At 72.4% G+C, this 26,694-nt stretch carries 26 protein-coding genes; 13 read left to right on the top strand and 13 right to left on the bottom strand.

Going from position 1 to position 26,694, the window contains the following annotated elements:
* Position 1: 1 nt before the first annotated feature.
* Both E1266_RS19290 and E1266_RS19295 read left to right on the top strand, forming a co-directional pair.
* The gene (locus E1266_RS19290; protein ID WP_243718600.1) at positions 2–1,063 is read left to right on the top strand and encodes a zinc-binding dehydrogenase; all 1,062 of its coding nucleotides are present in this window, start codon (positions 2–4) and stop codon (positions 1,061–1,063) included.
* A 264-nt stretch (positions 1,064–1,327) separates the two neighbouring features.
* A complete protein-coding gene (locus E1266_RS19295) occupies positions 1,328–1,681 on the top strand; it encodes a cupin domain-containing protein (RefSeq protein ID WP_132048880.1) in 354 nt (117 codons plus the stop codon).
* A 65-nt stretch (positions 1,682–1,746) separates the two neighbouring features.
* Here E1266_RS19295 and E1266_RS19300 read toward each other — a convergent pair whose 3' ends face one another.
* A complete protein-coding gene (locus tag E1266_RS19300; RefSeq protein ID WP_132048882.1) occupies positions 1,747–2,661 on the bottom strand; it encodes a LysR family transcriptional regulator in 915 nt (304 codons plus the stop codon).
* A 207-nt stretch (positions 2,662–2,868) separates the two neighbouring features.
* Here E1266_RS19300 and E1266_RS19305 point away from each other — a divergent pair, with 207 nt between their 5' ends.
* The gene (locus E1266_RS19305; protein WP_132048884.1) at positions 2,869–3,429 is read left to right on the top strand and encodes a DUF6817 domain-containing protein; all 561 of its coding nucleotides are present in this window, start codon (positions 2,869–2,871) and stop codon (positions 3,427–3,429) included.
* 7 nt (positions 3,430–3,436) lie between these two features.
* Here E1266_RS19305 and E1266_RS19310 read toward each other — a convergent pair whose 3' ends face one another.
* Positions 3,437–4,504 (bottom strand): amidohydrolase family protein, encoded by a 1,068-nt coding sequence (locus tag E1266_RS19310; RefSeq protein ID WP_132048886.1) that lies wholly within the window; start codon positions 4,502–4,504, stop codon positions 3,437–3,439.
* 84 nt (positions 4,505–4,588) lie between these two features.
* Between E1266_RS19310 and E1266_RS19315 the strand changes: the two genes are divergently transcribed.
* A complete protein-coding gene (locus E1266_RS19315; protein ID WP_132048888.1) occupies positions 4,589–5,056 on the top strand; it encodes a MarR family transcriptional regulator in 468 nt (155 codons plus the stop codon).
* A 42-nt stretch (positions 5,057–5,098) separates the two neighbouring features.
* On the opposite strand, the gene E1266_RS19320 is transcribed toward E1266_RS19315, so the two are convergent.
* On the bottom strand, positions 5,099–5,482 hold the full coding sequence (locus tag E1266_RS19320) for a DUF1801 domain-containing protein (RefSeq protein ID WP_132048890.1): 384 nt from the start codon (positions 5,480–5,482) through the stop codon (positions 5,099–5,101).
* Between the two features lie 40 nt (positions 5,483–5,522).
* Entirely contained in the window at positions 5,523–6,287 is a 765-nt protein-coding gene (locus tag E1266_RS19325) for a TetR/AcrR family transcriptional regulator (protein ID WP_132048892.1), read from the bottom strand.
* Positions 6,288–6,402: 115 nt separating this feature from the next.
* Between E1266_RS19325 and E1266_RS19330 the strand changes: the two genes are divergently transcribed.
* From E1266_RS19330 to E1266_RS19350, 5 genes are all read left to right on the top strand, one after another.
* Positions 6,403–7,389, top strand: coding sequence for an ATP-binding cassette domain-containing protein (locus tag E1266_RS19330; RefSeq protein ID WP_132048894.1), 987 nt, complete (start codon positions 6,403–6,405; stop codon positions 7,387–7,389).
* Positions 7,386–8,252 (top strand): ABC transporter permease, encoded by an 867-nt coding sequence (locus E1266_RS19335; RefSeq protein WP_132048896.1) that lies wholly within the window; start codon positions 7,386–7,388, stop codon positions 8,250–8,252. The genes E1266_RS19330 and E1266_RS19335 overlap by 4 nt, the downstream gene beginning before the upstream one ends.
* Positions 8,253–8,376: 124 nt before the next feature.
* Positions 8,377–9,204, top strand: a complete 828-nt coding sequence (locus E1266_RS19340) for an SAM-dependent methyltransferase (protein WP_132048898.1) — start codon at positions 8,377–8,379, stop codon at positions 9,202–9,204.
* 92 nt (positions 9,205–9,296) lie between these two features.
* On the top strand, positions 9,297–10,388 hold the full coding sequence (locus E1266_RS19345) for an adenosine deaminase (RefSeq protein WP_132048900.1): 1,092 nt from the start codon (positions 9,297–9,299) through the stop codon (positions 10,386–10,388).
* 7 nt (positions 10,389–10,395) lie between these two features.
* Complete coding sequence (locus tag E1266_RS19350) at positions 10,396–11,040, top strand: PH domain-containing protein (RefSeq protein ID WP_132048902.1); 645 nt, start codon at positions 10,396–10,398, stop codon at positions 11,038–11,040.
* 27 nt (positions 11,041–11,067) lie between these two features.
* On the opposite strand, the gene E1266_RS19355 is transcribed toward E1266_RS19350, so the two are convergent.
* From E1266_RS19355 to E1266_RS19365, 3 genes are all read right to left on the bottom strand, one after another.
* Positions 11,068–12,711, bottom strand: a complete 1,644-nt coding sequence (locus E1266_RS19355) for a phospho-sugar mutase (protein ID WP_132048904.1) — start codon at positions 12,709–12,711, stop codon at positions 11,068–11,070.
* A 28-nt stretch (positions 12,712–12,739) separates the two neighbouring features.
* Positions 12,740–13,540: a purine-nucleoside phosphorylase gene (locus E1266_RS19360; protein ID WP_132048906.1), complete on the bottom strand. Its 801-nt coding sequence runs from the start codon at positions 13,538–13,540 to the stop codon at positions 12,740–12,742.
* 64 nt (positions 13,541–13,604) lie between these two features.
* Entirely contained in the window at positions 13,605–14,057 is a 453-nt protein-coding gene (locus E1266_RS19365) for a gamma-glutamylcyclotransferase (RefSeq protein WP_132048908.1), read from the bottom strand.
* 180 nt (positions 14,058–14,237) lie between these two features.
* On the opposite strand from E1266_RS19365, the gene E1266_RS19370 reads away from it, so the two are divergent.
* Entirely contained in the window at positions 14,238–15,623 is a 1,386-nt protein-coding gene (locus E1266_RS19370) for an NAD(P)H-quinone dehydrogenase (protein WP_132048926.1), read from the top strand.
* A gap of 42 nt (positions 15,624–15,665) precedes the next feature.
* Here E1266_RS19370 and E1266_RS19375 read toward each other — a convergent pair whose 3' ends face one another.
* Together E1266_RS19375 and E1266_RS19380 are read right to left on the bottom strand one after the other, a co-directional pair.
* Complete coding sequence (locus E1266_RS19375) at positions 15,666–16,946, bottom strand: ArsB/NhaD family transporter (RefSeq protein ID WP_132048910.1); 1,281 nt, start codon at positions 16,944–16,946, stop codon at positions 15,666–15,668.
* A 100-nt stretch (positions 16,947–17,046) separates the two neighbouring features.
* Positions 17,047–17,511: a CBS domain-containing protein gene (locus E1266_RS19380; RefSeq protein WP_132048912.1), complete on the bottom strand. Its 465-nt coding sequence runs from the start codon at positions 17,509–17,511 to the stop codon at positions 17,047–17,049.
* A gap of 303 nt (positions 17,512–17,814) precedes the next feature.
* On the opposite strand from E1266_RS19380, the gene E1266_RS19385 reads away from it, so the two are divergent.
* Positions 17,815–18,477 carry a response regulator transcription factor gene (locus tag E1266_RS19385; protein ID WP_132048914.1) on the top strand — a complete coding sequence of 221 codons (663 nt, stop codon included), beginning with the start codon at positions 17,815–17,817 and terminating at the stop codon, positions 18,475–18,477.
* 33 nt (positions 18,478–18,510) lie between these two features.
* Here E1266_RS19385 and E1266_RS19390 read toward each other — a convergent pair whose 3' ends face one another.
* Positions 18,511–19,587, bottom strand: a complete 1,077-nt coding sequence (locus E1266_RS19390) for a sensor histidine kinase (RefSeq protein ID WP_132048916.1) — start codon at positions 19,585–19,587, stop codon at positions 18,511–18,513.
* 194 nt (positions 19,588–19,781) lie between these two features.
* Between E1266_RS19390 and E1266_RS19395 the strand changes: the two genes are divergently transcribed.
* The gene (locus E1266_RS19395; protein WP_165966136.1) at positions 19,782–20,354 is read left to right on the top strand and encodes an SPFH domain-containing protein; all 573 of its coding nucleotides are present in this window, start codon (positions 19,782–19,784) and stop codon (positions 20,352–20,354) included.
* Positions 20,355–20,431: 77 nt separating this feature from the next.
* On the opposite strand, the gene E1266_RS19400 is transcribed toward E1266_RS19395, so the two are convergent.
* Together E1266_RS19400 and E1266_RS19405 are read right to left on the bottom strand one after the other, a co-directional pair.
* On the bottom strand, positions 20,432–21,856 hold the full coding sequence (locus E1266_RS19400) for a hypothetical protein (RefSeq protein ID WP_132048920.1): 1,425 nt from the start codon (positions 21,854–21,856) through the stop codon (positions 20,432–20,434).
* Positions 21,857–22,011: 155 nt separating this feature from the next.
* Positions 22,012–23,778 carry a biotin carboxylase N-terminal domain-containing protein gene (locus E1266_RS19405; protein ID WP_132048922.1) on the bottom strand — a complete coding sequence of 589 codons (1,767 nt, stop codon included), beginning with the start codon at positions 23,776–23,778 and terminating at the stop codon, positions 22,012–22,014.
* Between the two features lie 226 nt (positions 23,779–24,004).
* On the opposite strand from E1266_RS19405, the gene E1266_RS19410 reads away from it, so the two are divergent.
* Entirely contained in the window at positions 24,005–24,547 is a 543-nt protein-coding gene (locus E1266_RS19410; protein WP_132048924.1) for a hypothetical protein, read from the top strand.
* Between the two features lie 352 nt (positions 24,548–24,899).
* Here the strand turns inward: E1266_RS19410 and E1266_RS19415 are convergent.
* Positions 24,900–26,694 (bottom strand): FtsK/SpoIIIE domain-containing protein (locus E1266_RS19415; protein WP_279436333.1); only part of this gene is annotated, 1,795 nt, incomplete at its 5' end.

Raw genomic sequence — 26,694 nt, forward strand, 5'->3', positions numbered from 1 at the left:
GGTGGGAAACGATCACTTCATGACCGCCGCCGTGCTGAGCCGGCACGGCGGGCCGGACGCTCTTGAAGTGCGGGAGGACTGGCCGGTGCCCCAGGTCGGCCCCGGCCAGGTGCTCGTACGGGTGAGCGCGGCGGCGTTGAACAACACCGACATCTGGACGCGGGAGGGCGCGTACGGGCTGCCCGGCCGTCCCGATGCGAAGGCCGGATGGCGCGGCCCGGTCGACTTCCCCCGGGTCCAGGGCGGGGACATCGCCGGTACCGTCGGCGCGGTCGGCGCCGGCGTCCCGGAGGACTTGGCGGGCCGCAGGGTGCTGGTCGATCCCGCCTTCTACGCGGACGGGCACGAGGACGCGGTGCCGGTCGGGCTGCTCGGCAGCGAGGCGGACGGCGGGTTCGCGACCTATGTCGCGGTCGGCGCCGACCGCGTCCACGACATGAGCGACTCGCCGCTGTCGGACGAGGAACTGGCCGCGCTGCCCGTCGCCTACGGCACGGCGATGGGGATGCTGGAGCGCGCCCGCATCGGGGAGGGCGAATCGGTCCTGGTCACGGGCGCGTCCGGCGGTGTCGGTTTCGCCCTCGTCCAGCTCGCCGTGGCCCGCGGCGCGCGAGTGGTGGCGCTGACCGGCGGCGCCAAGGCCGCGGCGCTGCGGGAGGCCGGGGCCGCGGCGACCATCTCCCGGGACGCGGATCCCGCCGGGCTGCAGCGTGAGCTGCGCGCGGCGGCGCCCGGCGGGCTGGACGCCGTCGCGGACGTGGCGGGCGGCCCCTGGCTGGAGCGGGTGCTGCCCGAGCTGCGCGACGGCGGCCGCTGGGTCATCGCCGGCGCCGTCGCCGGGGCCGTGGTCCCCTTCGACCTGCGGCGCCTCTACCTGCACAACCTCAGCCTCATCGGCTCCTCGATGCACACCCCCGCCCACTTCGCGGAGCTGGCGAGGCTGGCCCGCGGCGGTGCCCTGCGCCCCCGGATCGCGGCCGGGTACCGGCTGGGCGACATCCATGACGCGCAGGCCGAGTTCCGCCGCGGCACGCACATCGGCAAGATCGTGATCACCCCGTAGCCGGCGGTGCCCGGGTGGCTTTGCCCTGCGTTTCCGCGGCGCCGCCTACGGAGATTCCCTTTGCCGAAAGGCGGGAGACAAGGGGAACGTCCGCACGTGGCGGCGGCATTGACCGGCGGGCGGGGCCGGTGTTCGACTGGAAATAGGGCGTACTGTGCGGCGATGCACGGGCTCATGTCCGGCGGCGAGACCCGAGACCACATTTGTCGAGTGGAAGCGGCCGCAGCGGCGGCGCGGCCACGCTGGTGTAACGGGAGGCCGAACATGACGGAAGTCAAGAGCATCGAGAAGCCGGACGATCGGCGGGATTTCCCGATGGGGCACCTGGAGATCGTCAACATGACGGGCCTGGTCTTCGGTAAGGCGACGTTCGAGCCCGGCTGGCGCTGGACGGAGTCGGTCAAGGACATCGCCGGCACCGAGCTCTGCGAAGTCCACCACAACGGGTACGTCATCCAAGGCCGCCTGCGCATCCGCATGCGGGACGGCGCCGAGGCGGAGGTCGACGCCGGGGACGTGTTCGTGGTCGAGCCCGGCCATGACGCCTGGGTCGTAGGCGACGAGCCGGCCGTCGTACTCGACTTCGCCGGCGGGATCGGCGATTACGCGAAGGCGTAGGGCCCGGCGCGGGGGACGGCGGCCCGCAATGTAAGCGGGCCGCCTCCGCGTGCGTTCTGAGGGGGCTATCGGGTCCCGGTCTGTTCCGTGCTGAGCCGGGCCTGGTCGGCGGTGACGAGTTCGGCGAACTCGGTGGCGAGCGGGCTCAGCGCGTCCCATTGACGGGCCGCCCAGCCGACCGTGATGGGGGACAGCGCCGGAATGGGGATCGTCCGCACGGGCGCGGCCGGGGAGAGCGCGAGCCTGGGCAGTGCGGGCAGCACGGCGTGGCCGACGCCGAGTTCGGCGAGCAGGACCGCGGTGTCCCAGTCGGCCACCCCGACGGTTCGTTCGGGCGTGCATCCGAGCCGCACGAAGTTCTCCGCCAGGCGCCGGTGCGAGGCCGAGTTGGCCGGATGCGCGATGTGGCGGATCGAACGCAGGTCGCTCGGATCGATCGTCTCTCTTCCCGCAAGCGGGTCACGGGCGTTGACCACCAGCACCCACGGCAGGTCGATGACCGGCCGCTGCTGCACGCCGGGGGCCGGTTCCCCCAGCGTGATCCAGGCCAGGTCCGCCTGGCCGTTCTGCAGGAGCTCCAGGCAGCGGCGGGTGGAGTGGGCGGACTGGAAGTCCAGCGTCGCCTCGGGATGGCGGTCGCGGAACGCGGTGATGGCGTCCGGCATGAAGTGCCGGACGGTCACGCCGCCGGTGGTGACCTTCACGGTCCCGCCGTCCCCGTCGCGGAGTTCGCGCAGGCGGCGGACGGCGGAGTCGAGGCCGGTGATGCCGCCGAGCGCCGCCCGGTACAGGATGCGGCCCGCGTCCGTCGGCGAGACCCCGCGGGGCCGCCGCTCGATCAGGGTGAGCCCCAGCTCGCGTTCGAGCCGCCGGACGTGCTGGCTGACCGCCGACTGGCTGCAGGAGAGCGTCCGGGCGACCGCGCTGAGGTTGCGGGTCTCGCACACGGCGATGAAGACCCGGAGATCGTCGAGCGTCATCGGCCCAAGTTAACACTTGGAGTTGCCTTAGCAAATCCAAGAATTGACTGGAGGGTGTCCGGGCGCCAGGCTGAGCGGACGGGCCGGCCGGTCCGAACGCGGCGGCAACCCGTCCGCGGCACCCGGCGCCGCCCGCCGGTGACTCGGGACATACGGCGGACGACGATCGGGGAGGCGGACGGGTGCCGACCATTGGGAGGTGCGCCCATGCCGACCGATTCCGCGGCCGGACTCCTCCTCGCACGGGGAGCGGATCGGCTGGAGCATCCGGGCGGCACGCTCTATGCGCATCTGCGCCGCGTGCACGCGACGCTCGGCGAATGGGGAGCGCGTCCTGAGCTGCGGCTGGCGGGCCTGTGCCACGCGTTCTACGGAACCGACGGCTTCGCCGAGGCCCTGGGCGACCCGGACCGGCGTGGGGAGCTGATCGACGTCATCGGGGCGGAGGCCGAGGCGCTGGTGTACCTGTACGCCAGTTGCGACCGTTCCCGGACGTATCCGCACCTGGCATCGGCCGACGGACCGTTCACCGACCGCTTCACCGGCGCCGTCCACCGCCCGTCCCAGGAGCGGCGCCGCGACTTCGCCGAACTCACCGTGGCCAACGAACTGGACGTCCTCGCCGCATCCCCCGACCTGCGGGTCGCGCACGGCGAAGCCCTGACCGCCCTGTTCGCCACCTGGCGGCCGCTGCTCAGCACGGCGGCCGGCCGCGCCGTCCAGGCTTTCGCGAAGACCTGGGCCGGGCGGCCGGCCGCGGGGCGCTAGGTGCGCGTCAGCGGCGGTGTTTCGCGAGGCCGGGGAGTAGGCGCAGGGCGTTGTCGCGGGAGATGGCCCGGTGTGCGCGGCGGTCGAGACCGGGGTCGCGGTCGAAGTCCGCGGTGTTGATGCCCACCTCGCCGGCGGAGTTGGCGGGCCAGTCGGTGCCGAACAGGACGCGTTCGGCGCCGACCGCGCCGATCAGGGTCGGGGTGGCGTACGGGGACATCGGGAGCGCCGTGTCGTAGTAGAAGCGGCGGAGCGCCCGCCGGAACCTCTGCGGGTCGGGGCCGCCGTCCTCCCTGCCCCAGCGTTCGGCGCGGCCGGCCATGTAGGGCAGGAACCCGCCCCCGTGGGACAGGATCACCGACAGCCTCCGGTAGCGGTCCATGGCCCCGGAGGCGATGAGGCTGAGCGCGGTGCGGGTGGTGTCGAGCAGGAAGTCGCCGAGCCACTCGCCGACCTCGGGGACCTCGACGATCCCCTGGGGTGCGAAGGGGTGGGTGAACACGACGGCGCCGCGGCGGTCGAGCTCGGCGAGCAGCGGGTCGAACGTCCGGTCGCCGAGGTAGCGCCCGCCGGCCGACGTGGTGAGCAGCACCCCGGCGGCGCCCAGTTCGTCCAGCGCGTACGCGACCTGCTCAAGCGCCAGGTCCGGGTGGAGCATGGCGACGTTGGCGAAGAAGCCGAACCGGGTGGGGTTGTCGCGCACCAGTTCCGCCAGCGACTCGTTGCACACGCGGACGCCCGACTCGGCGACCCCGCGGTCCGCGAATATCTCGGGCGGTACGGGGGCGGAGGCCACGCCCATGGCGATGCCGTTGGCCTCCATGGTCGCGAGCGTCTCCTCCAGGGTCCACTGGGCCCACCGGGGGACGTCGTCCGGCGGGATGATGCCCTGATCCACCGCCCACTGCCGCATCTTGGGCGGGACGGCGTGGTGGTGGGTGTCGATCCGTCCGTACGAGGGGCGGCGCGGGCTCGCGGCGGCGTCGCGCCCCTGGAGCGGCACGGACGCGGCGGCCGCGGCCATGCCGGTCGCGGCGGCCAGCTTGAGGGTGCGCCGCCGGGTGAGATCGGACATGAACGTCTCCTGTCGATCGCGAGGTGCCGCCCACGCGAGATAATCTCATCTGAGACTATATCAGGTGCTACTAGAGTGGTGCCCATGCTGGAGGACCTGCTCGAACGCCTCCTGTCCGGGGAGGGCGGCCGCGCCGCCGATCAGGCCGGGCTGGGCATGCTGCTGGCCAAGGCCCACAACCAGAGCCGGGAGCGAATGAACGAGGCGCTGCGCCCGCTGGGCATCGACGTCCGGCGGTTCACCGTCATGGTCGCGCTGCCGATCTACGGCCCGGTCAGCCAGCGCGACCTGATCGGGCGCATCGGCATCGACAAGTCCACGATGGTGCGGCTCATCGACGAGCTGGAGCACGGCGGCCTGGTCTCCCGCGAGCGCGTGCCGCACGACCGGCGCGCCTACGCGATCGTGCTGACGCCCAGGGGAGAGCAGACCCTCGCGGAGGCGCGGGGCGTCGCCGAGCAGGTGGGCGAGACCATCTTCGGTCCGTTCGCCGAGGCCGAACGCGAGCAGCTCGTGACCCTGCTCCGCCGCCTCGCCGAGCACACCGCCTGACGCGCCGACCGCTGAGAGGTCACCAGGAGCATGTGCGGCCCGTCAGTCCAGCATGTCCGTCTGGTGGGTGACGGCGTCGCCCACCAGGTCGGTGATCGCTTCGGGGGCGCCAAGTGCGACCTCGGCCGGCACCTCCCGGACGTAGCGCCCGGAGCCCGTCAGGAGCCGGTGCGGGTCTTCCAGGAGCACGCCCTTGTGGAAGACGACCTTGGCGCCCTTCTTCGTCGCGGCGATGCCGCACAGCCAGTGGTGCCAGTCGCCCGACACCGTGAAGGTCAGCCGCCCCCACTTGACCGCCTGCTCCAGCCGCGGATCGGTCGCGCCGACCAGCGCGGCGAGGTCTTCGACCTGACCGCGGACGTCCCCGTCCAGGCCGTCGAGCCAGTCCCGTACTCCCGGCCGCTCGTTCGGTGCTCCATCAGCCATGCCCTCATCATGCTCCCCGCCACCGACGGTTCCGCGGGGCTCAGGCCGGGCGGGCGCCGCGGTCGATGAAGGCGGCGAAGCCGTCGTGGAGGCGGGCCAGGCCGAATTCGAAGAGCTGCTCGTAGGTGAAGTCGAAGGTGCTCTCCGAGAGGGCGGCCATGGTGGGGAACCTGCCGCTGTTCATGGCGTCGACCAGGGTCGGGGCCTGGGCCTGCCAGAACTCCTCGTTGCTGACGCCGGTGCGGCGTTCGGCCCGGCGCTCGTTGATGTAGCCGCGCGCGAGGCCGTCCACGTAGTCGCCCTGGACGCCGATCATCATCATCAGCGTCCGGTCGTCGAGGCCCGTGGGCCGCAGGAGGCTGAACAACCGGTCGAGGCCGCGCATACTGTTCGGGCCGAGGAGCGGGCGGCTCTGGTCCACGAACGGGTACCAGGGGTGGTCCATGCACAGCTTCCAGTGGTGGTGCGCCCCCTCCGTCAGGATCTCGCGCCAGCCGCGGACGTCGCCGGGGTCGGTCTCCGGGACCTCGATGACGTGGTCGAGCATGAGGTCCAGCAGTTCGCTCTTGCCCGGGACGTAGCGGTAGAGCGACATCGTCCCGACGCCGAGATGGGTCGCGATGGAGCGCATGGAGAGCGCCTCGAGCCCCTCGGTGAGCGAGAGCTCGTCGGCGACCTCGACGGCCGCCGCGACGATCCGGTCGAGGCTGAGCGTCGGCGGCCGGCCCCGCTGCGGCCGGGTCCGGCCGCCCCACAGCAGCTTCAGGCTGAGGTTCAGGTCGCGGCCGTCGGGCTCCTTGGTCATCTTCCGTCCTGCGGGTCCGTGCGCGGCACCGGCCGGTGCCTTCGGCAAAGCTATCGCGCTCATTTAGTGTATGGCGTACGCTAACCCGCGTATGGTGTACGCGAAGGGAGACGGCATGCCGGAAAACGCGATCCTCGCCGAGGGGGTCCGCAAGCACTACGGGGAGAAACGCGCGCTCGACGGCTTCGACCTGACCGTGCCGAAAGGCATGGTGTACGGACTGCTCGGCCCGAACGGGGCCGGCAAGACCACCGCCGTCCGCATCCTGGCCACGCTCGTCCGGCTGGACGGCGGGCGGGCCGAGGTCACCGGGCTGGACGTCGCCGCGCGCCCCCGGCAGGTGCGCCGCCGGATCGGGCTGGCGGGGCAGCACGCCGCGGTGGACGAGGTCCTCACCGGACGGCAGAACCTCCGCATGTTCGGCCGGCTCTTCCACCTCGGCAAGCGCCGGGCGGCGGAGCGCGCCGACGAGCTGCTGGAGCGGTTCGACCTGCTGGACGCCGCCGACAAGGGGGTCAAGCAGTACAGCGGCGGGATGCGCCGGCGGCTCGACCTGGCCGCCAGCATGATCCTCGCGCCGGACGTCCTGTTCCTCGACGAGCCGACCACCGGGCTCGACCCCCGCGGCCGCAACGAGGTGTGGCGGTCCGTCCGGTCGCTGGTCGCGCAGGGCACGACCGTCCTGCTGACGACGCAGTACCTGGACGAGGCCGACCAGCTCGCCGGCCGCATCGCCGTCCTCGACCACGGCCGGGTCATCGCCGACGGCACGCCCGGGTCGCTGAAGCGGCTGATCGGCGGCGACCGCATCGAGGTGGTGGTGCGCGACCCCGCCGACCTGCCCGCCACGGCGGCCGCGGTGGCCCGCGTCTCGTCCGCCGAGCCGCAGGTGGACGAGACGGCCGCGCGGGTGCACGCCCCCGTCACAGAACGCGTCGCCGCGCTGACCGAGGTCGCCCGCACGCTCCAAGACGACGGCGTCGCCGTCGAGGACATCGGGCTGCGCCGCCCCACGCTGGACGAGGTGTTCCTGCGCCTCACCGGACACCCCGCCCAGGACGACGAGAAGAAGCAGGACGACGAGAAGAAGGTGGAAGCGTGAGCGCCGAAAGCAGCGTCACCGCCCGGAGCGGAGTCACCGCGAAGGGCGCGGCGGCCGGCGAGGACGGGCTCGCCGGGCGCCTTTACTGGGCCGTCGCGGACTGCTGGACGATCGTCCTGCGCGGCCTGACCCACTACGTGCGGCAGCCGAGCAACATCGCCTGGCAGCTCGGGTTCCCGATCGTGTCGGTGCTGCTGTTCGGGTACGTGTTCGGCAGCGCCATGTCCGTCCCCGGCGGCGGCGACTACCGCGAGTTCCTGATGCCGGGCATGTTCGGCATGACGATGGCGATGGGCTTCATGAACACCGCCTACGTCGTCGTTTACGAGAGCACGAGGGGCGTCACCGACCGGTTCCGCTCGATGCCGATGGCGCCCTCCGCCGTCGTCACGGGACGGGGCGTCGGCGACCTCATCGCCGCGTGCCTCGACCTCGTCGTCCTGGCGCTGACCGCGCTGGCGATCGGCTGGCGCTCCACCGGCGGGGTGCTCGCCACCCTCGCCGCCTTCGGGCTGTTCCTCCTGCTCCGCTTCGCGCTGATCTGGATCGGGGTGCTGCTCGGCCTCCTGGTGCCGAACGAGGAGGCGGCCGGGAGCCTGTTCGCGGTCGCGTTCCCGTTCGCGATGATCTCCAGCGCGTTCGTGGCGCCGTCCCTGATGCCCGGCTGGCTGGGCACGCTGGCGATGTGGAACCCGGTCTCCTCCACGGTCACCGCGTCCCGCGAGCTGTTCGGCAACCCGGCGGCGGTCGGCGACACGTGGATCGAGCAGAACGCCCTGCTCATGGCGGTCGTCTGGCCGATCGCGATCACGGTGGTCTTCCTGCCGCTGGCCGTCCGCCGCTACCAGCGGCTGAGCCGCTGACCGTCCGGCGCGCCGCCCGCGGAAGAGCCGCCCGGGACATTCGCCCCGGGCGGCTCACAACGCGGCGCATCCGGCACCGCCCGCCTATTCCCCAATTCCCCCATTCCTGGCGTACGCTCCCGTCATGACCGCAGATGAAAGCCGTTCCGACAACCCGCTTGAGGGCGTCATCCGCGGAGATGTGCCGCACTCCGCCCGCATCTACAACTTCTGGCTCGGCGGCAAGGACCATTACGAGATCGACCGCATCGTCGGGGAACAGGTCATCGAGGCCGAACCCGACTTCGTCGACCAGATGCGCAATAATCGGGCGTTCCTCGGCCGTGCCGTCGAATACATGGTGCACGAATGCGGGATCCGGCAGTTCCTCGACATCGGCACCGGTCTTCCCACGGCCGACAACACCCACGAGGTGGCGCAGCGCGCGGTGCCGGAGTGCCGGATCGTGTACGTCGACAACGACCCGATCGTGCTCGCGCACGCCCGCGCCCTGCTGACCAGCAGCCCCGAGGGTGCGACCGACTATATCGACGCGGACATGCACGACCCCGACAAGATCTTCGCCGCCGCGGCCGAGACGCTCGACTTCGGCGAGCCGGTGGGCGTCATCATGCTCGGCGTCTTCAACCACATCGGTGACGACGCGGAGGCCAAGGCCCTGATCGACAAGGTCATGGAGGGCGTCGTCGCGGGCAGTCTCCTCGCGGTCTCCGTCAACACCAACGTCATCAAGCCGGAGAACATGGACCGGGCCGCGGCCGCCTACAACGAGGCGTTCGGCAACCCGCCCATCCACCTGTACACCCCGGAGCGCCTCGCCGCCCTGTTCGACGGCCTGGAGCCGGTCGACCCCGGCGTGGTGTCGGTGGCCCGGTGGCGGCCGCGCCTGGCGCCGGCCGGCGGGGAGCTTCCCGAGACGGACCTGTACGTCGGCGTGGCGCGCAAGCCCTGACCCGGTGCCGCGGACCCGCCGGACGACACGCCACGTCCGCCTTGGCGGTAATTGACGAGGTCGTGGCCCGTCCGGCCGGGTAGCTTCGAGGGATGAACGTTCGGCCGACTCTCGACGACATCCGGCGCGCGCCCAAGGTGCTGCTGCACGACCACCTGGACGGCGGGGTCCGCCCCGCGACCATCGTGGAGCTCGCGCGGGACTCCGGTTACCAGGACCTGCCGGCGGCGGACGCGGAGGCCCTCGGCGAATGGTTCGAGGCCGCCGCCAACTCGGGATCGCTGGAGCGGTACCTGGAGACGTTCTCCCACACCGTGGGAGTGATGCAGTCCGCGGAGGCGCTCACGCGGGTGGCGTACGAGTGCGCCGAGGACCTCGCGAACGACGGCATCGTCTACGCGGAGGTCCGGTACGCGCCCGAGCAGCACCTCGCGGCGGGGCTGTCGCTGGAGCAGGTCGTGGAGGCCGTCCTCGACGGGTTCGCGCGGGGCCGCAGGGACTTCGGCATCCGGGTCGGGACGCTGGTGACGGCGATGCGGCACCAGGCGCGGAGCATGGAGATCGCGGAGCTGGCCGTCCGCTACCGGGACGCGGGCGTCGTGGGGTTCGACATCGCCGGGGCCGAGGCCGGATACCCGCCCACCCGGCACCTCGACGCGTTCGAGTACCTCCAGCGGGAGAACGCGCACTTCACCATCCACGCGGGCGAGGGCTTCGGCCTCCCGTCGATCTGGCAGGCGATCCAGTGGTGCGGGGCCGACCGGCTCGGGCACGGCGTGCGGATCATCGACGACATCGAGGCGGCGGGGGACGACGCCAAGCTCGGGCGGCTCGCCGGGTACGTCCGCGACAAGCGGATCCCGCTGGAGATGTGCCCCACCTCCAACATCCAGACGGGCGCCGCGAAGTCGATCGCCGAGCACCCGATCGGGCTGCTGCGGCGGCTGAGCTTCCGCGTCACGGTGAACACCGACAACCGGCTGATGAGCAGGACGACGCTGTCGCAGGAGTTCGCGAAGCTCGTCGAGGCGTTCGGGTACGGGTGGGACGACCTCCAGTGGTTCACCGTCAACGCGATGAAGTCGGCGTTCGTGCCGTTCAACGAGCGGCTGGAGCTCATCAACGGCGTGATCAAGCCCGGTTTCGCGCAGCTCAAGTGGAGCGGCGCCCGGCCCCTGGCATGATCGGGCCATGACGATTCGCTCGACGGCCGGGCGCGTGGCGGCGTACGCGTGGCTGACGTTCGCCGTCCTCAACATCGCCGACCTGGTGTTCGGCCTCACCGGCGAGCCGACCTACTCGCCGACGGCGCTGACCGTCGGGGTGCTGCTGCTCCTGGGCTGCGGGATCGCCTACACGGTCGGGCTGCGGCCGGTGATCCGCGCGGACGACGACGAGGTCGAGGTACGCAACCCGCTCCGCGACATCAGGGTCCCGTGGGCGGCGGTCCGCGGGATCGAGGGCGCCAACGCGGTGAAGATCCGTTTCACCGGGCCGGACGGAGCGGAGCTGGAGGCGCGGGCCTGGGTGCACCAGACGTCGCCGCGCGCCCAGGCCAAGGCGGAGGCGCGGGCCCGCAAGGAGCAGGCCAAGACCCAGGGGTTCGACCTGACGGGGCGCACGCCGACGGCGTACACGGCGCAGCGGCTGAACGAGATCCTCCAGCGGCAGCGTCCGAAGACGCGGTCCGGGGCGCCGGACAAGGCCGCCGCCGCCAAGGCGAAGGCCGAGGCACCCGCAAGGGGGACGGTCACCTGGTCCGTCCCGGCCGTGGCGTCGCTGGCGGTCCCGCTGGCGGCACTGGTCGTGGTCGCCATCGTGGGGGCCGTCAGCTGAGTGGGGGCCGTCAGTGGAGTGAGGCCGTCACCTGAGGAGCGCGGAGAGGTCCGTGCGGAGGGCGTCCAGGTCGGCGGCGGCGCGCGCGCGGACCTTCGTGATGTCGTCCTCGACGGGTAGGACGACCTCCAGGTAGCACTTGAGCTTCGGTTCCGTCCCCGATGGGCGGATGACCACCCGCGACCCTCCGGACAGGCGGAACCGGAGCCCGTCCGTGGGGGGCAGGCCGTCCGCGCCGTGGGAAAGGTCGTCGAACCGTTCGACGGCACGCCCGCCCAGGTCGGCGGGTGGGTCGGCCCGCAGGCGGCTCATCGCGGACGTGATCAGCGAGAGGTCGTCCACCCGTATCGAGAGCTGGGACGTGGCGTGCAGGCCGTGTTCGCGGGCCTGGTCGTCCAGGAGGTCGAGGAGCGTGCGGCCGTCGCGCCGGGCCTGCGCGGCCATCGCGGCCACGGCGAGCGCCGCGCCGATGCCGTCCTTGTCGTTGACGAGCACGCCGCGGTCGTCGCCGACGCTGTAGCCGATGGCCTCCTCGTAGCCGAACACCAACCGGGTGCCCGGATCACCGGCCTTCATGATCCATTTGAAGCCGGTGAGGGACTCGGCGAACCGCACGCCGTGCGCCGCCGCGATCGAGCGCAGCAGCGAGGACGACACGATCGTGGTGACGACCAGGCGGTCGTCGCCGGTGGTGTGCCGCAGGACGTGCTCGGCGAGCAGGCACCCGAGCTCGTCCCCGGTCAGCGTCCGCCAGCCGCCGTCGCCCGGCACGGCGACCGCGCAGCGGTCCGCGTCGGGGTCGTTGGCGATCACGAGGTCGGCGCCGCGGGCGCGGGCGAGCGCGAGGGCCAGGTCGAGCGCGCCGGGCTCCTCCGGGTTCGGGAAGGCGACGGTGGGGAAGTCCGGGTCCGGCTCGGCCTGCTCCGGCACGACGGCCGGCGCGGGGAAACCGGCCCGGTCGAACGCCTGGAGCAGGACGTCGCGGCCCACCCCGTGCAGCGGCGTGTAGACGATCGAGAGGTCCCCGCCGGAGTCGCGGGCGGGGCCGCCGAGGCGCAGCGACGACACCGCGTCGAGGTAGCGGGCGGCGTCGTCGTGGACGGGCCAGTCCTCCGCGAGCGGCAGTTCGTCCACCCGGCCGACGGCGTCGATCGCGGCGGAGATCTCGGTGTCCAGCGGCGGGACGATCTGCGCCCCGTCCGCCCAGTACACCTTGTAGCCGTTGTCGCGGGGCGGGTTGTGGCTGGCGGTCACCATGACGCCCGCGACGATGTCGCCGTGCGCCCGGACGAAGTGGGCCAGCACGGGCGTCGGGACCGGGTCGGCGAACACCTCGGGCCGCAGGCCGGCGCCGCCGAGCACGGCGGCCGTGTCGGCCGCGAACCGCCGCGAGCCGTGCCGCGCGTCGAACCCGATGACCACCCGGCCGCCGCGGGGGAGCCGGGCGGCGAGCCCGGCGGCGGCGCGCATGACCGTCACCCGGTTCATCCGGTTCGGTCCCGCGCCCAGCTCGCCGCGCAGCCCGGCCGTCCCGAACTCCAGCCGCGCCCCGAACCGCTCCGCGAGCGCCCGGTCGTCGCCCGCGTCCAGGATCGCGCGGAGTTCCGCGCGGGTGTCCGGGTCGGGGTCCTGCGCCAGCCACTCCACGGCCTGCGCGCGAAGATCGCTCATATCGTGGTCCTGCCCTGCGGCCGGCGGTTCAGAGCTTGGAGAGGACGGTCGCGAGGAGGGTGCCCATCCGGCCGGCGGACGCCCGCCCGGCGGCGAGGACCTCCTCGTGGTCCAGCGGCTCGTCGGAGAGCCCGGCGGCGATGTTGGTGACCAGGGAGATCCCGAGGACCTCCGCGCCGCCGCGCCGCGCGGCGACCGTCTCCAGCACGGTCGACATCCCGATCAGGTCGGCGCCCAGCGTCCGCAGCATCCGGATCTCGGCGGGCGTCTCGTAGGTCGGGCCGCGGAACGCGGCGTAGACGCCCTCCGCGAGCGTCGGGTCCACCTCCCGGGCCAGGGCGCGCAGCCGCGCCGAGTACGCCTCGGTCAGATCGAGGAACGTCGGGCCGGTCAGCGGGTTCGCGCCCGTCAGGTTGAGCTGGTCCGCGATCAGCACCGGGTCGCCCACCCGCTGGCGCTCGGGCCGCAGCGTGCCCGCCGCGTTCGTCAGCACCACCGTCTTCACCCCGGCGGCCAGCGCCGTCCGGACGGGGTGCACCACCGCGTCGACGCCGTGCCCCTCGTACAGGTGCGTCCGGCCGAGGAACACCAGGGTGCGGTGCCCGCCGACCTCGACGACCCGGACCCGGCCGGCGTGCCCCTCGACGGCGGGCGGCGCGAACCCGGGCAGCTCCGTCACCGCGAACTCGGCGGCGGGGTCGCCCAGCGCCTCGGCCGCCGGGACCCAGCCCGAGCCCATCACGAGGGCCACGTCGAAGGAGTCGAAGGAGGTGCGGGTGCGCAGCTCGTCCGCGGCGCCGCGCGACAGTGCAAAAGCGTCGTTGCTCACAAGGCCGACACTACAGGCGGTTTCTCCCGACCTCGATCGGCCCGCCCCGGGCCGGCGCCCGGCCTCAGTCGCCGAGGGACTTGCAGGGGCGGGTGCGCAGGTCCTTGACGTAGTCGTCGGGCGCGCCGGCCTTCTCCGCCGCGTCCGCGAGGATGCCGAGGTAGCGCGCGGACGGGAGGCCGCCCTCGTAGTCGTCCAGGACGTACAGCCAGCACAGCGCGTCCCCGTCGAGGGTCTGCACCCGCACCCTGATCTTGCGGTAGACGTCGAGTGCGGCGCCCTCCCAGGCGTCGAGTTCCTTCTCGTCCCAGGCGGGCACGTCGTACATGACGACGAAGACCTGCTCGGAGCCGTCCTCGACGACGGTCGCGAGGGCCCCGTCCCAGTGCTTGTCCTGGCCGCCGAAGGTCAGCCGCCAGCCGGCCAGCCAGCCGGTGCCGCGCATGGGCGAGTGCGGAGCCCGGCTCGACATCTGCTCGGGATCCATGTTGGAGGCGTACGCCGCGTACAGTGCCACGTTGGCCAAGGCTAACCCACCCGCCGGGCCGCGACCGGCCCGAAGCGCGGATTGCGGGCGGCGCGTATCCGCGGTCGCGGTGTCCGGCGCGGTGCCGGCGCGGCGTCCGGTGGGACCTTTCCGGGCGGACGGGTCCCGGGCTGGACATCTCACTGCCGGGAGTAGGAAAGAATGGAAGATGTGACCCGCATCGTGATCATCGGAGGAGGCCCGGGCGGTTACGAGGCCGCGCTCGTCGCCGCGCAGCTCGGCGCCGACGTGACCGTCGTCGAACGGGACGGTCCGGGCGGCGCCTGCGTGCTCACCGACTGCGTGCCCTCCAAGACGCTCATCGCCACCTCGACCCGTATTTCGGTCATGTCCGAGTCGGCCGGCCTCGGCCTGCGCTTCAACGGCGGCCCGGACGGGATCGTCGGGGCGCTGGAGGCCGACCTCGCCACCGTCAACAAGCGCGTCAAGGACCTCGCGCGGGCCCAGTCGTTCGACGTCGCCGAACGGCTCGCCTACGAGGAGGTCAAGATCGTCCGGGGCGAGGCCCGGCTGGTGGAGCCGCACGTGGTCGCGGTCGGCGACCGGCGCATCCGGGCCGACACAGTCCTGATCGCGACGGGCGCGACCCCGCGCATCCTGCCCGGCGCCGAACCGGACGGCGAGCGCATCCTGGACTGGCGCCAGCTCTACGACCTCCCCGAACTCCCCGAGGACCTGATCGTCGTCGGCTCCGGTGTGACGGGCGCGGAGCTGGCCGGCGCCTACCAGGCGCTGGGGTCGCGGGTCACGCTGGTCTCGTCGCGCGACCGGATCCTGCCGACGGAGGACGCCGACGCGGCCGCCGTCCTGCAGGAGGTCTTCCTGCGGCGCGGGATGAACGTCATGTCGCGGTCCCGGGCCGCGGGCGTGGAGCGGTCGGGCAACGGCGTGATCGTCACGCTGGAGGACGGCACGAAGGTCGAGGGCACGCACTGCCTGATGACCGTCGGGATGGTGCCGAACACCACGGGCATCGGCCTGGAGGAGGTCGGCGTCCGGTGCGATTCGCGCGGCTTCGTGGAGGTCGACAAGGTGTCGCGGACGTCCGTCCCGAACATCTACGCCTCCGGCGACTGCACCGGCATCCTGATGCTCGCGTCCGTGGCGGGCATGCAGGGGCGCATCGCCATGTGGCACGCGCTGGGGGAGGCGGTGCAGCCGCTCAAGCTCGGCTGGGTCGCGTCCAACATCTTCACCGACCCGGAGGTCGCGTCGGTCGGCGTGACGCAGCAGATGGTCGACTCGGGCGACGTGAACGCCAGGACGGTCATGCTGCCGCTGTTCACGAACGCGCGGGCGAAGATGCAGGGCTTCGAGGACGGCTTCGTGAAGCTGTTCTGCCGCCCGTCCACGGGGATCATCCTCGGCGGCGTCATCGTGGCGCCGCGGGCCAGCGAGCTGATCCTGGGCGTGTCGCTGGCCGTCCAGCAGCACCTGACCGTCAACCAGGTGGCGCAGACGTTCGCGGTCTACCCCTCGCTGTCGGGCAGCATCACCGAGGCGTCCAGAAGGCTGATGACCGAGCACGCCTACTGACGGGCGTGCCCGGCCATCCGCTTCCCCGACTGAAGGGGTGCGCTAGAAGTAGCGCAGTGCCACGTACACCCAGGCCATCACGGTGCTGACGACCGTGATGCCGATGCCGTAGCGGGTGAACTGCCAGAAACTGATCGGGTGACCGGTCCTGGCGGCGATGCCGATCGCGACGACGTTGGCGCTCGCGGCGACGGCCGTTCCGTTACCGCCGAAGTCGGCCCCGAGCGCGAACGACCACCACAGGGCGTCCGCGGTCTGCGGGTCGGCCCCGGCCGCCATCCCCTCCACGATCGGCGCCATCGTCGCCGTGTAGGGGATGTTGTCGAAGAACGCGCCCAGCACGGCCGAGCCGAACACCAGGCTGGTCGCGGCGGCGAAGTAGTTGTCGCCGATCGCGTCCGCGGCCCAGGTGCCGATGCTCTCGATCACGCCGGTGTGCCCGAGGCCCGACACCATCACGAACAGGCCCATGAAGAACACCAGGACGCCCCACTCGACCTCCTTGAGGACGTCGTTGACCTCGACCTTCGTGACGAGCAGCATGACGCCCGCGCCCACGAGGGCCACGATCGAGGGCTCGATGTGGAACACCGAGTGCAGCGAGAACCCGACGATGATCAAGCCGAGCACGACGAGGCACCGCACCAGCAGGCGGTGGTCGGTGATGGCCTTGCGCTCGTCCAGCGCCATCACCTCGTCCACGTACCGCGGGTCGTACTTGAACGACTTGCGGAAGATCCACCGGGACATCACCACGAACGTGACGAAGACGATCACCACGATCGGCGTCATGTGCACGAGGAAGTCGTTGAACGTCAACCCCGCGCGGCTGCCGATGATGATGTTCGGGGGATCCCCGATCAGTGTGGCCGCGCCGCCGATGTTCGACGCCAGCACCTCGGCGATGAGGTACGGCTGAGCCGGGATCCGCAGCCGGTTGCAGACCACCACCGTCACCGGCGCCACCAGCATGATCGTGGTGACGTTGTCCAGGAACGGCGAGGCCACCGCGGTGATGGCCATCAGCATCACCAGCAGCCGGTACGGCCTGCCCTTCGACTTCTTCGCCGCCCAGATCGCCAGGTACTCGAACAGGCCGGTGCCCTTGATGATCCCGACGACGATCATCATGCCGAGCAGCAGGAAGATGACGTTCCAGTCGATCCCCTCGTGCTCGGAGAAGAAGACCTCCCCGCCCGACGTCAGCCCGAGGATTGTCATCAGGCCGGCGGCGACCAGTACGACCTTGACCTTGTCGACCTTCTCCGTCGCGATGAAGAAGAACGCGACAATGAAGATCACGAGCGCCAGCACGGCGCTCATGTCAGATCCCTCTCCAGTGCGCCGTCAGAAGGTGAACGGCGAAATGACGCGCCCGGCGGGCAGGCGCTTTTTGGGCGCGTACCCCGTCCCTGCGCTTGCCTCAGTCGTCCGGGTCGGGCCTGGTCAGCGCCAACGCGGACAGCACCCGGTCCAAGGTGACGGCACCGGCCAGCAACCCCGCGTCGTCCACCACCGCGACAAGCGGGCTGCGCTGCTGCGCCATAAGGGTGGCGATCTCCAAAAGTGTCGAGGACGCCTTCACGGTCACCGGGCGGACCGTGTGCGTTCCGAGGCATTCGCCTACCCGCATGTCGCTGATCTCTTCCCAGAACACGTCGGCGTGCGCCTCGTCCACGGCCCGGGTCAGGGCCAGGTCCTCCTGGTAGGCGGCGGGAACCGCCAGTTTCAACACCTGAGTCCCGGGCAGGACGACCCGGGGCCGCTGCTCGGCGTCGACGACGATCAGACCGGGCAGGCGGCCGAGGGCCATGACCTGGATCGCGTGCGCGATCGGGTCGTTCATCGTCACGGTCGGCACCTGTACGGCGATGTCCCGCGCTTGCATGGTTTCCTTTCGGCTTCCGGAGAGCCTGATTCTGCTGGCTGATAGGTTCCTCCTCCTAACGCCGGGGACGGTCCCGTCGCAGGACGGCCTCCGCGGCGCCTTGGACAGGGCTCCGAGGCCCCTGCCGTATCGCTGTGCCATGCGTCCGCCCCTTTCTGCGTACGGTGTCCAGTCTTTGCGGCGGATGCCCGAGTCAGCATCGGGGGCAGCACCCATATCGGCACGGGAGGAACATGTATCTATGCCGGGCGCCGGTCGGCTCCCTGGTTGCAGGCATACCATGGGTCCGGTCGACCGGAGGTGATGGTGCAAGCTGGGGAAACTCGCACCCGGATACTGCTGGCCGATGACCATGCGCTGGTCCGCCGCGGCCTCCGGCTGATCCTCGACGCCGAGCCGGACCTGACGGTCGTCGCCGAGGCCGCGGACGGGGCGGAGGCGCTCGAGCTGATCGCGGGCACCGAGGTCGATCTCGCGATCCTCGACATCGCGATGCCGCGGATGACCGGGCTCCAGGCCGCGCGGGAGATCTCCCGCCGCTTCCCGGCCGTGCGGACGCTGATCCTCTCCATGTACGACAACGAGCAGTACCTGTTCGAGGCGCTCAAGGCCGGCGCGTCCGGGTACGTGCTGAAGTCCGTCGCCGACCGCGACCTCCTGCACGCCTGCCGCGCCGCGATGCGGGGCGAGCCGTTCCTCTACCCGGGCGCCCTCAACGTGCTGATCCGCGAGTACCTGAGCCGCGACCGGGACGGCGACGGCCCCGACAGCCTGCTCACCCCGCGCGAGGAGGAGATCATCAAGCTCGTCGCGGAGGGCCACTCGTCCAAAGAGATCGCGGAGCTGCTGACGATCAGCGTCAAGACCGTCGACCGGCACCGCGCGAACATCCTCGCCAAGCTCGGCATGCGCGACCGGCTGGAGCTGACCAAGTACGCCATCCGCGTCGGTCTCGTCGAGCCGTAGTTCCGCGCGGTTCCGGGGTCGTGCGGGCCCGCGCTAGTCCTTGACCGGGTGCTGGTTGCGGCGGCTGCCGGGGGGCGGGATCACCAGGCGGACCTCCGTCCCGCCGCCGTTGGCCGGGCCGATGGTGAGCTGGGCGCCGATGAGCATCGCGCGCTCCTGCATGCCCCGGATGCCGGTGCCGGTCTTCGTCGGCGGGCCCGAGCCGTCGTCCACGACCCGCAGGATCACCCGGCCGTCCTCGTCCTGCGTCAGCGACAGCTCGGCGTTCTTCGCGCCGGAATGCCGCCACACGTTGGTCAGGCCCTCCTGCGCGATCCGGTAGATCACGAGCTCGGCGTCGCCGCCGAGGCCCTCCAGGCCGGTCTGGACGCGGCGGGTCACGCGCGGCCCGCCCGTCTCGGAGTAGTCCCCGACGAGGGACGTGAGCGCGCTGGTCAGGCCGAGATCGTCCAGGACGCCGGGACGCAGCCGGTGCGCGACCCGGCGCACCTCGTCCAGGCTCGACCGGACGGTCTCCTGCACGCCCCGCAGGTCCTCCGCGACCTCCTCCGGCGCCCTGCTCACCACCGACTTCAGTTCGAGCAGCACGACGGTGAGGCTCTGCCCGATCTCGTCGTGCAGCTCCTGGGCGATGCGGCGGCGCTCGGCCTCCTGCGCGTCCAGCACCATGGCGGTGCTGGTGCTGCGGTCGGCCTCCAGGCGGTCGAGCATCGCGTTGAACTGGTCGACCAGCCGGAACAGGTCCCGGTTCGGGGTGGTCGCGAGCCGGTCGCCCGAGCGGAGCGAGTCCATCCGCGCCATCAGGGTCGTGAGCCCGGCCAGCGGCGCGAGGCTGACGCGCAGCAGCAGCGCGTTCGCCGCCACCATGACCGCCAGGCCCACCGCCAGGATCGCCAGCTCGCTCAGCAGGATCCGGGACGACACCGTGAGCGGCGTCAGCGCCAGGGCGGCTATGCCGATCACGAAGATCAGGCCGTTGATGCCGAGGATGCGCCAGAACAGGGCCGACACCGGCGTCCTCGGGCGGCGCGGCTGATGCTCGGACTCCGGCCCGGTGTCAGGGTGCCCGGCGGCCGGCTCCGCCGCCGGTCCGGTGCTGCTCGCGGTCATGGCACCACGTCATCGCACGAGACCCGCCGTTGTCCATGCATCAGATCCCCAATCAGGTGCGACACCCATACGGCTCAGTTCCGTCTGCATGGTCGGCACCCACCTCAATGAGCACTGGGCCCAATGGTGACGGGGGGTTTCACCACCGATGGTGGAAGGTGAGGATACCGGCGGCGCTGAGTGAGGAGGTCGGGGTGGAGCGGACGGAGATCCTGGCCGCCCCGGCGGCCTTCCTGATCGTCCTCGGGCTGCTCGTTGCCGTGGGGGTCGCCTACGGCCTCCGGAGGGTCGGGGCGTCCGAGCGCCTCGTCGTCCGGCGGTTCGGCCGCACGATCGGCGTGCGGCAGCCCGGCCTGCGGTTCCTCGTCCCCTTCGTGGACACCGGCGTGCGCGTTCCTATGGGCGCGCAGCCGTACGACATCTGGTTCAAGGCCACCACGAGGGACGGCGTGCACGTCCGTGTCAAGGCGACCGCGGTGATGGGGGCCGACGACCCCGTCACGTACGCGGCCGCCGCGGACGCGCCGTCCTCCGCCGCGCAGACGGTCACCGAGGTGGCGCTGCGCGACGCGGTGGCGGACCGGGACCTGGCGGACCTGCCGTCCCTCATGGCGACCGGGGACGACGATCTGGTCCGGCGCGTCGACGAGGCGGTACGGCCCTGGGGGGTTGCCGCGAGCCTCGTCTCCATCACCGACGCGATGGTCCCGGTCCGCCCCGAGCTTCCGCTGTGCAGCTGCGACACGGCCGCCGCCCCCTCCGGCTGAACGCGCCCCCTTCAGTACGTCCCTGAACGGCTGAGGCCCCCGCCGGCCGGCGGGGGCCTCAGGCTCACGACCCGGGCTCAGAAGCCGCCGAAGTCGCCGAAGCCTCCGCCGCCGAAGTCGCCGCTCCCGAAGTCCCAGCCGCCGCCGACGTCGCCGCCGTCGCCGCCGAAGCCGCCCATGGCGTCGCCTCCGCCGTAGCCGCCGAAGCCGCCCATCATCGAGCCGAGCATGGTGCCGATCATCATGCCGCTGAGGAGGTCGATGCCGCCGTAGCCGCGGTAGTAGCCGCCGGCGTAGGGGCCGTACGCGGGGCCCGCGTCCCAGTAGGGGCGCCGTCCGCCGCCGTACGGGACCATGCGGACGTCCGGGTCCGCCCCGTGCTGGAGTGCCTCCGCGTCGGCCGCGCAGGCCGGGACCGACCGCGCGGTCCCGCCCGGGGGCGCCCACATGACGTCCTCCACCGAGGGGCCGTGCTGCGGGTTGAAGAAGCAGGGGGCACGCCGCTCGGGCACGGGCTCGCCGGCGAGGCGGGCGCGCGTCGCGGTCATGTAGTACCGGCCGTCCTCAAGGGCGGTCGTGACGTCCTGCATGTCCTGCGGCCGCGTGGCGCGTTCGGTCGCCCGCTTAGCGGCGTCGTAGGAGTTCATGGCGCGCTCGTAGTCGGAGCGGATCTCGGGTTCGAGCTCCTTGTCCATGACGTTGAGGTCGAGGTGCGCGATGTCCTCGCCGAGGAGCGTGACGTCCTCCTGCACGCCGTTCTTGAGGTCGGCCATCTCCTGCTCCGCGCGGACGCGCTGCCGCTTGCGGGAGACGAGGAACAGGCCCGACACGCCCGCGGCCAGCAGGATCAGCACGCTGAGCGTGACGAAGCCGCCGATCGCGCTCGACCGGGCGTTGTCGTCCGCCTTCTTCTCGGCCAGGTCGCTGAACTGGACGAGCCGGTCCTTGAGCGGCGCGCCGTTGGTGCGGGTGACGAGCTGGTTGATCTCGGTGCTGCTCAGCTTCTTCGAGATCCCGCTCATGCGGGAGCCGTCCGCCGTGACGGCCAGGTAGGTCTCGCCCTCGCCGACGCGGTTCGCGACGGCCTTGAGCATCTGCCCCACCTCGGCGCTGGACACGTTGTCGCTCACGACGACCGCGCGGATGTCGGCGTCGGACGCGCCGGCCAGCGCGTTCTCGACCTCGTTCTGGTCGGCCGCGGAGAGGGCGTCGCCGGCCCCGCTCGTCACGTAGAGCCGCGAATCCATGAGGCCCTTGGCGATCTGGCCGACGGTGTCGGCCGCGGCCGCCGTGCGGATCGCCGGCAGCTGTGCGGCGGCCGTCTGGACGGCGCCTGACTGGACGGTGGCTGTCTGAGAAGTGGATGACTGCGTGGTGGCGGGCTGTCCCGTGGCGGCCTGTGCGGGGGCGGTGAAGGCGAACGCCGGCAAGGCGACGGCGGCGATGATCGCCGAGACGGCGCCCCGGCGTGCCGCCCGGATGGCCCGGATCTCGGTGCTCATGCTCCCAGTCTGCCCACGTGAGAGCCGGATTCGCTTCATCCCAGCGACTGATTTGCGGGCGGGGCGCATGGGGGCCGCACCCCAGACCGGGAACGGGGCGCGGCCAGGGCCGGAACGCGTCCGCCCCGCCCGCGAACGGGCGGGGCGGACCCTGCTCAGCTGTCCTTGATCTCGCAGATGACGGCGCCGGACGAGACGCTCTGGCCGACCTCGGCGCTCAGCCCGGTGAGCGTCCCGGCCTTGTGCGCGGTGATCGGCTGCTCCATCTTCATCGCCTCCAGGACGACGATGGTGTCGCCGGCCTCCACGGTCGCGCCGTCCTCGGCGACGACCTTGACGATGGTGCCCTGCATGGGGCTGACCAGGGAGTCGCCGGACGCCTGGGCGCCGCCGCCCTTCCTGGCCCCGCGCCGCCTGGCGGGCTGCGCGCCGCCGCCGGCGGGCGCGGACGCGCCGAGGCCCGCGGGCAGCACGACCTCGATGCGCCGGCCGCCGACCTCCACCGTGACGCGCTCCCGCTCGCCCTCGTCCGCGTCGTCTCCGGCGGCGGGCGTCTCGTACGGCGGGATCTGGTTGTCGAACTCGGTCTCGATCCACCGGGTGTGGACGGAGAACGGCGTCGCGTCGTCCTCGGGGACGAACGCCGGGTCGTCCAGGACCGCCCGGTGGAACGGCAGCACGGTCGGCATCCCGCCGATGACGAACTCGGCCAGCGCGCGGCGGGACCGCTCGACGGCCTGCCGGCGCGTCGCGCCCGTCACGATCAGCTTGGCGACCAGCGAGTCGAACGCCTGCGGGACGGTCTGCCCGGCGCCGTAGCCGGTGTCCAGCCGGACACCGGGGCCCGTGGGCGGCTCCCACTCGGTCAGCGTGCCGACCGCGGGCAGGAACCCGCGCCCGGCGTCCTCGGCGTTCAGCCGGAACTCGATCGAGTGGCCGCGCAGCTCCGGGTCGCCGTAGCCGAGCTCCTCGCCGTCGGCGATACGGAACATCTCCCGGACGAGGTCGACCCCGGTGACCTCCTCGGTGACGGGGTGCTCGACCTGGAGGCGGGTGTTGACCTCGAGGAACGAGATGGTGCCGTCCTGGCCGACGAGGAACTCGCACGTGCCCGCGCCGACGTAGCCGGCCTCCTTGAGGATGGCCTTCGACGAGCGGTACAGCAGCTCGACCTGCTCGTCGGTCAGGTACGGCGCCGGGGCCTCCTCGACGAGCTTCTGGTGGCGCCGCTGGAGCGAGCAGTCGCGGGTGGACACGACGACGACGTTGCCGTGCTTGTCGGCGAGGCACTGCGTCTCGACGTGCCGCGGCCGGTCGAGGTACCGCTCCACGAAGCACTCGCCGCGCCCGAACGCCCCCACGGCCTCCCGGACGGCGGACTCGTACAGCTCGGGCACCTCGTCCAGCGTCCGCGCGACCTTCAGGCCGCGCCCGCCGCCGCCGTACGCCGCCTTGATGGCGATCGGCAGGCCGTGCTCCTCCGCGAACGCGACGACCTCGTCCGCGCCCGACACCGGGTCCTTGGTCCCGGCGACCAGCGGCGCGCCGACCTTCTGCGCGATGTGCCGCGCCTGCACCTTGTCGCCCAGCGCGGTGATCGCCTCGGGCGGCGGACCGATCCAGGTCAGCCCGGCGTTCTGCACGGCCGTGGCGAAGTCGGCGTTCTCCGCCAGGAACCCGTAGCCGGGGTGGACGGCGTCGGCGCCGGTGTCGGCGGCGACCTTCAGCAGCTTCTCGATGTCCAGGTAGCTCTCGGCCGCGGACTGCCCGCCCAGGGCGAACGCCTCGTCGGCGACCCGAACGTGCAGCGCCTCCAGATCGGGCTCGGCGTACACCGCCACACTGGCCAGGCCCGCATCACGGCAGGCACGGGCTATACGAACCGCGATCTCTCCGCGGTTGGCGATCAGGACCTTGCGCACGTGGGTCTCCTCCCTAACCTCGCACGCGCAGTCTAGATAACGGGCTTTTCGGGTTTTCGTAAGCCCCTCCTTATAAGGCCCCGGCCCCGGTGCGGGACGTCCCGCGCGGGGCTCGCGGCACCGGGTGGCGGGGGCGGCGTCCCGGTCCCCGTTTCCCCGCTCCCGCAGGGGCTGACGGGTGTACCCTTCGGCACGAATCTGCTCGGTTCTTATGCGGGAGAGGCCGATGGTGCGCCCGTGGCTCCGGGCCGGCCTGGCGTTCACCCTGTCCGCCTGCCTGCTGGCCTCCTCGTCCGCCGACCGGCGGACGGACCCCGACGTCGACGCCGACGTCACCCGCCAGCTCACGATCGCCGCCGGGACGCTGCTGCGGCACCGGTCGCAGGCGCTCGTGCAGAAGCACCACCGCGACCAGACGTCCGCGCCCCGCGAGGTGTACGGCGTCCGGATCTCGCCGCGGCTCGCGCGCTCCCAGGAACGGGCCGTGCGCGAGCTGCATAACCGCAACCGCGCTCCCGTGGAGGGCGGTCCCGCCTACACGGGCGCCCGCACGAGCCTCGACGGCGGGCACGCCGTCCGGGAGGGCGACCGGATCACGCTGGAGGCGGTCGAGAACACGGTCGTCCGCTACGGCAGCGGCAAGGTCACCCAGTCGGTGCGGCGCCGGTTCGTGTTCGAGACCGAGGGCCAGCAGATCACGCTGGTCGCCGAGCGCGTGCTCGATCCGGACGCGCGCCCGGTGAACGACCCCTTCGAGCCGGCCCGCTGACCGGCGGGGTTCATCGGACACTTTTTCCAATGGACGTGAAAGCGTGCGCCCCGGCATTCTGACCGGCGGTGTTTACCCTCGTCACAAGGCATGTGGGCGTTCGTGCTGAATGCCGGTATGGCCACATCCGGACGGGTCGGGACGGGCCGGAAGCGCCCTCGCGGCCGGAGGTTTCGCGTTCCCGCTCTGGAACAACGTGATCGATGGGGCGTAGGCTGGCGCCCATGACGAGCCTTTTCCGCTCCGCGGTGAAGGGGAATTGGCTCCATTCTTCGGCCCGGGTGTGCGAAACCGAGCCGCGGGTCCCGGCCCATCCCCCCGAGGCCGGGACCCGCATCATTTCCCCGGCCGGCTAGGCGTCGGCGGCGGGCGGCGGAAGCGCCACCTGGATCTGCGCGGTGCGGCCGGCCGCCACGAGGACGCCGCGGCCGGTGGGGCCGCCCGGCGGCGTGCTGCGGGGGAGCCGGAGGCCGAGCGGGGCGCCGTCCTCGGGCGACTCGACGGACAGCAGCACGCCGGAGTGGGAACGGGCCACGTCCGACACGAAGTCCCCGTGCCTGCCGTGCCCGTGCCCCCGGGCGAGTTCGGCGGTGGTCCCGGCGATGACGACGGCGTGCTCCCCGTCTCGCGCGGTCCGCAGGACGTCGCGGAGCGCGCCGCCCAGCTCTTCCCCGCCCTGCCCTTCGCGGAGGAGTTCCGCGTCGTCCACGATGACGGCGTAGCGGTGCTCGTCGCCGATCGCCTCGGTCAGGTCGGCGGCGCCGGAGTCGCGGGTGAGGACGCCGAGGACGCCCGGGTGCCCGGACAGCAGCCGCAGCGGGGAGCGGCGCGGCGTGACGAGGACGACCGGCACGAGACCCCCGCCGACGGCGGGATCGAGGAGCGAATGGGCGATCGTCCGGAGCGTCGTGGAGCGCCCGGAGCGCGGCGGCCCGGCGACGGTGAGGCCCGGCCCCTCGGCGAGGAGGTCGACGCCCGTGGGGACGAGGGTGTCCCCGCCCACGCCGACGAGGGCCCACAGGGCGGACGGGGCGAGGAAGTCGGGGTCCAGCGACATCGCCTCGCGGTAGGTGACGCGGACGGGCAGCTCGTCCACGCGCAGGGGACGCTGGCGGCGCGGAAGCCGCCCGTACCGGGACACGCAGGCACGCGCGATCTCCTGCAGCACGGCGGCCTGCGCCGCGCCCGACGCGTCGTCCCCGAGCACGCCGATCTGCGAGACGCGCGGCGGCGAGCCGGCAGCGGCGGGTTCGAGGGCGCGTCCCGGCGGCATCGCGGCGGGGACCTGCCGGTCCCGCAGGCCCCCGTACGCGTAGTCGTTCGGGTCCGCCATGCGCAGCAGGAGGCGGCGGTCGAAGACGGTGGAGATCTGCCCGCCCAGGCCGGAGCGGTCGCCGGTGAAGACGGCGCGCAGCCCGACGGCGGCGCCCTCGCGGAGCAGCCGGACGACCTGCTCGACGAGGCGGCCGTGGTCGTGGTGCTCGAACGCGCCGAGGAAGCCGTCCCAGCGGTCGAGGAGCAGCACCATCCAGGGGAGCCGGTCGGTGGCGGCGACGGCGGCGCGCTGCTCGGCGAGGGACGCGAACCCGGCCTCGGCGAGCAGCCGGTGGCGCCGGGCGACCTCGGCGGTCAGCGCGGCGAGCAGCCGTTCGCAGCGGCCGGGCCGGTCGCGGGCGACGACGGCGCCGCAGTGCGGGAGGGAGCCGAGCGGCAGCAGCGCGTTCGCGCCGCAGTCGACGGCGTACAGGTGCACGTCGTAGGGGGAGCAGGCGCCCGCGATGGCCCCGGCGATGGTGCGCAGCGCGGTGGAGCGGCCCGACCGCGCGGACCCGGCGAGGTAGAGGTGCCCGCCGCCCGCGAGGTCGAGGGCGAGCGGCTCGCGGGACTGCACGGCGGGCAGGTCGGTGACGCCGAACTGGACCGGCGGTACGTCCACGACGGAGCCTCCGGCGGCGGTCCGCGGCGTCAGCGTGATCTTGTCGGGCAGCGGGTTCAGCCACGGGGACGGCCCGCGGGCGATGCCCGCCCGGCGGGCGGCCTCGTCGACGGCCTGCACGAGGACGCCGAGGTCGGTGGCGGGCTCCGCGCCGGGGCCCGCCTCGCGGGGGTCGGGCATCGGGTGGCCGAGGTCGGGCCAGGGGAGGGGC

The sequence above is a fragment of the Actinomadura sp. 7K534 genome, from assembly GCF_004348575.1.
Classification (GTDB): domain Bacteria; phylum Actinomycetota; class Actinomycetes; order Streptosporangiales; family Streptosporangiaceae; genus Spirillospora; species Spirillospora livida.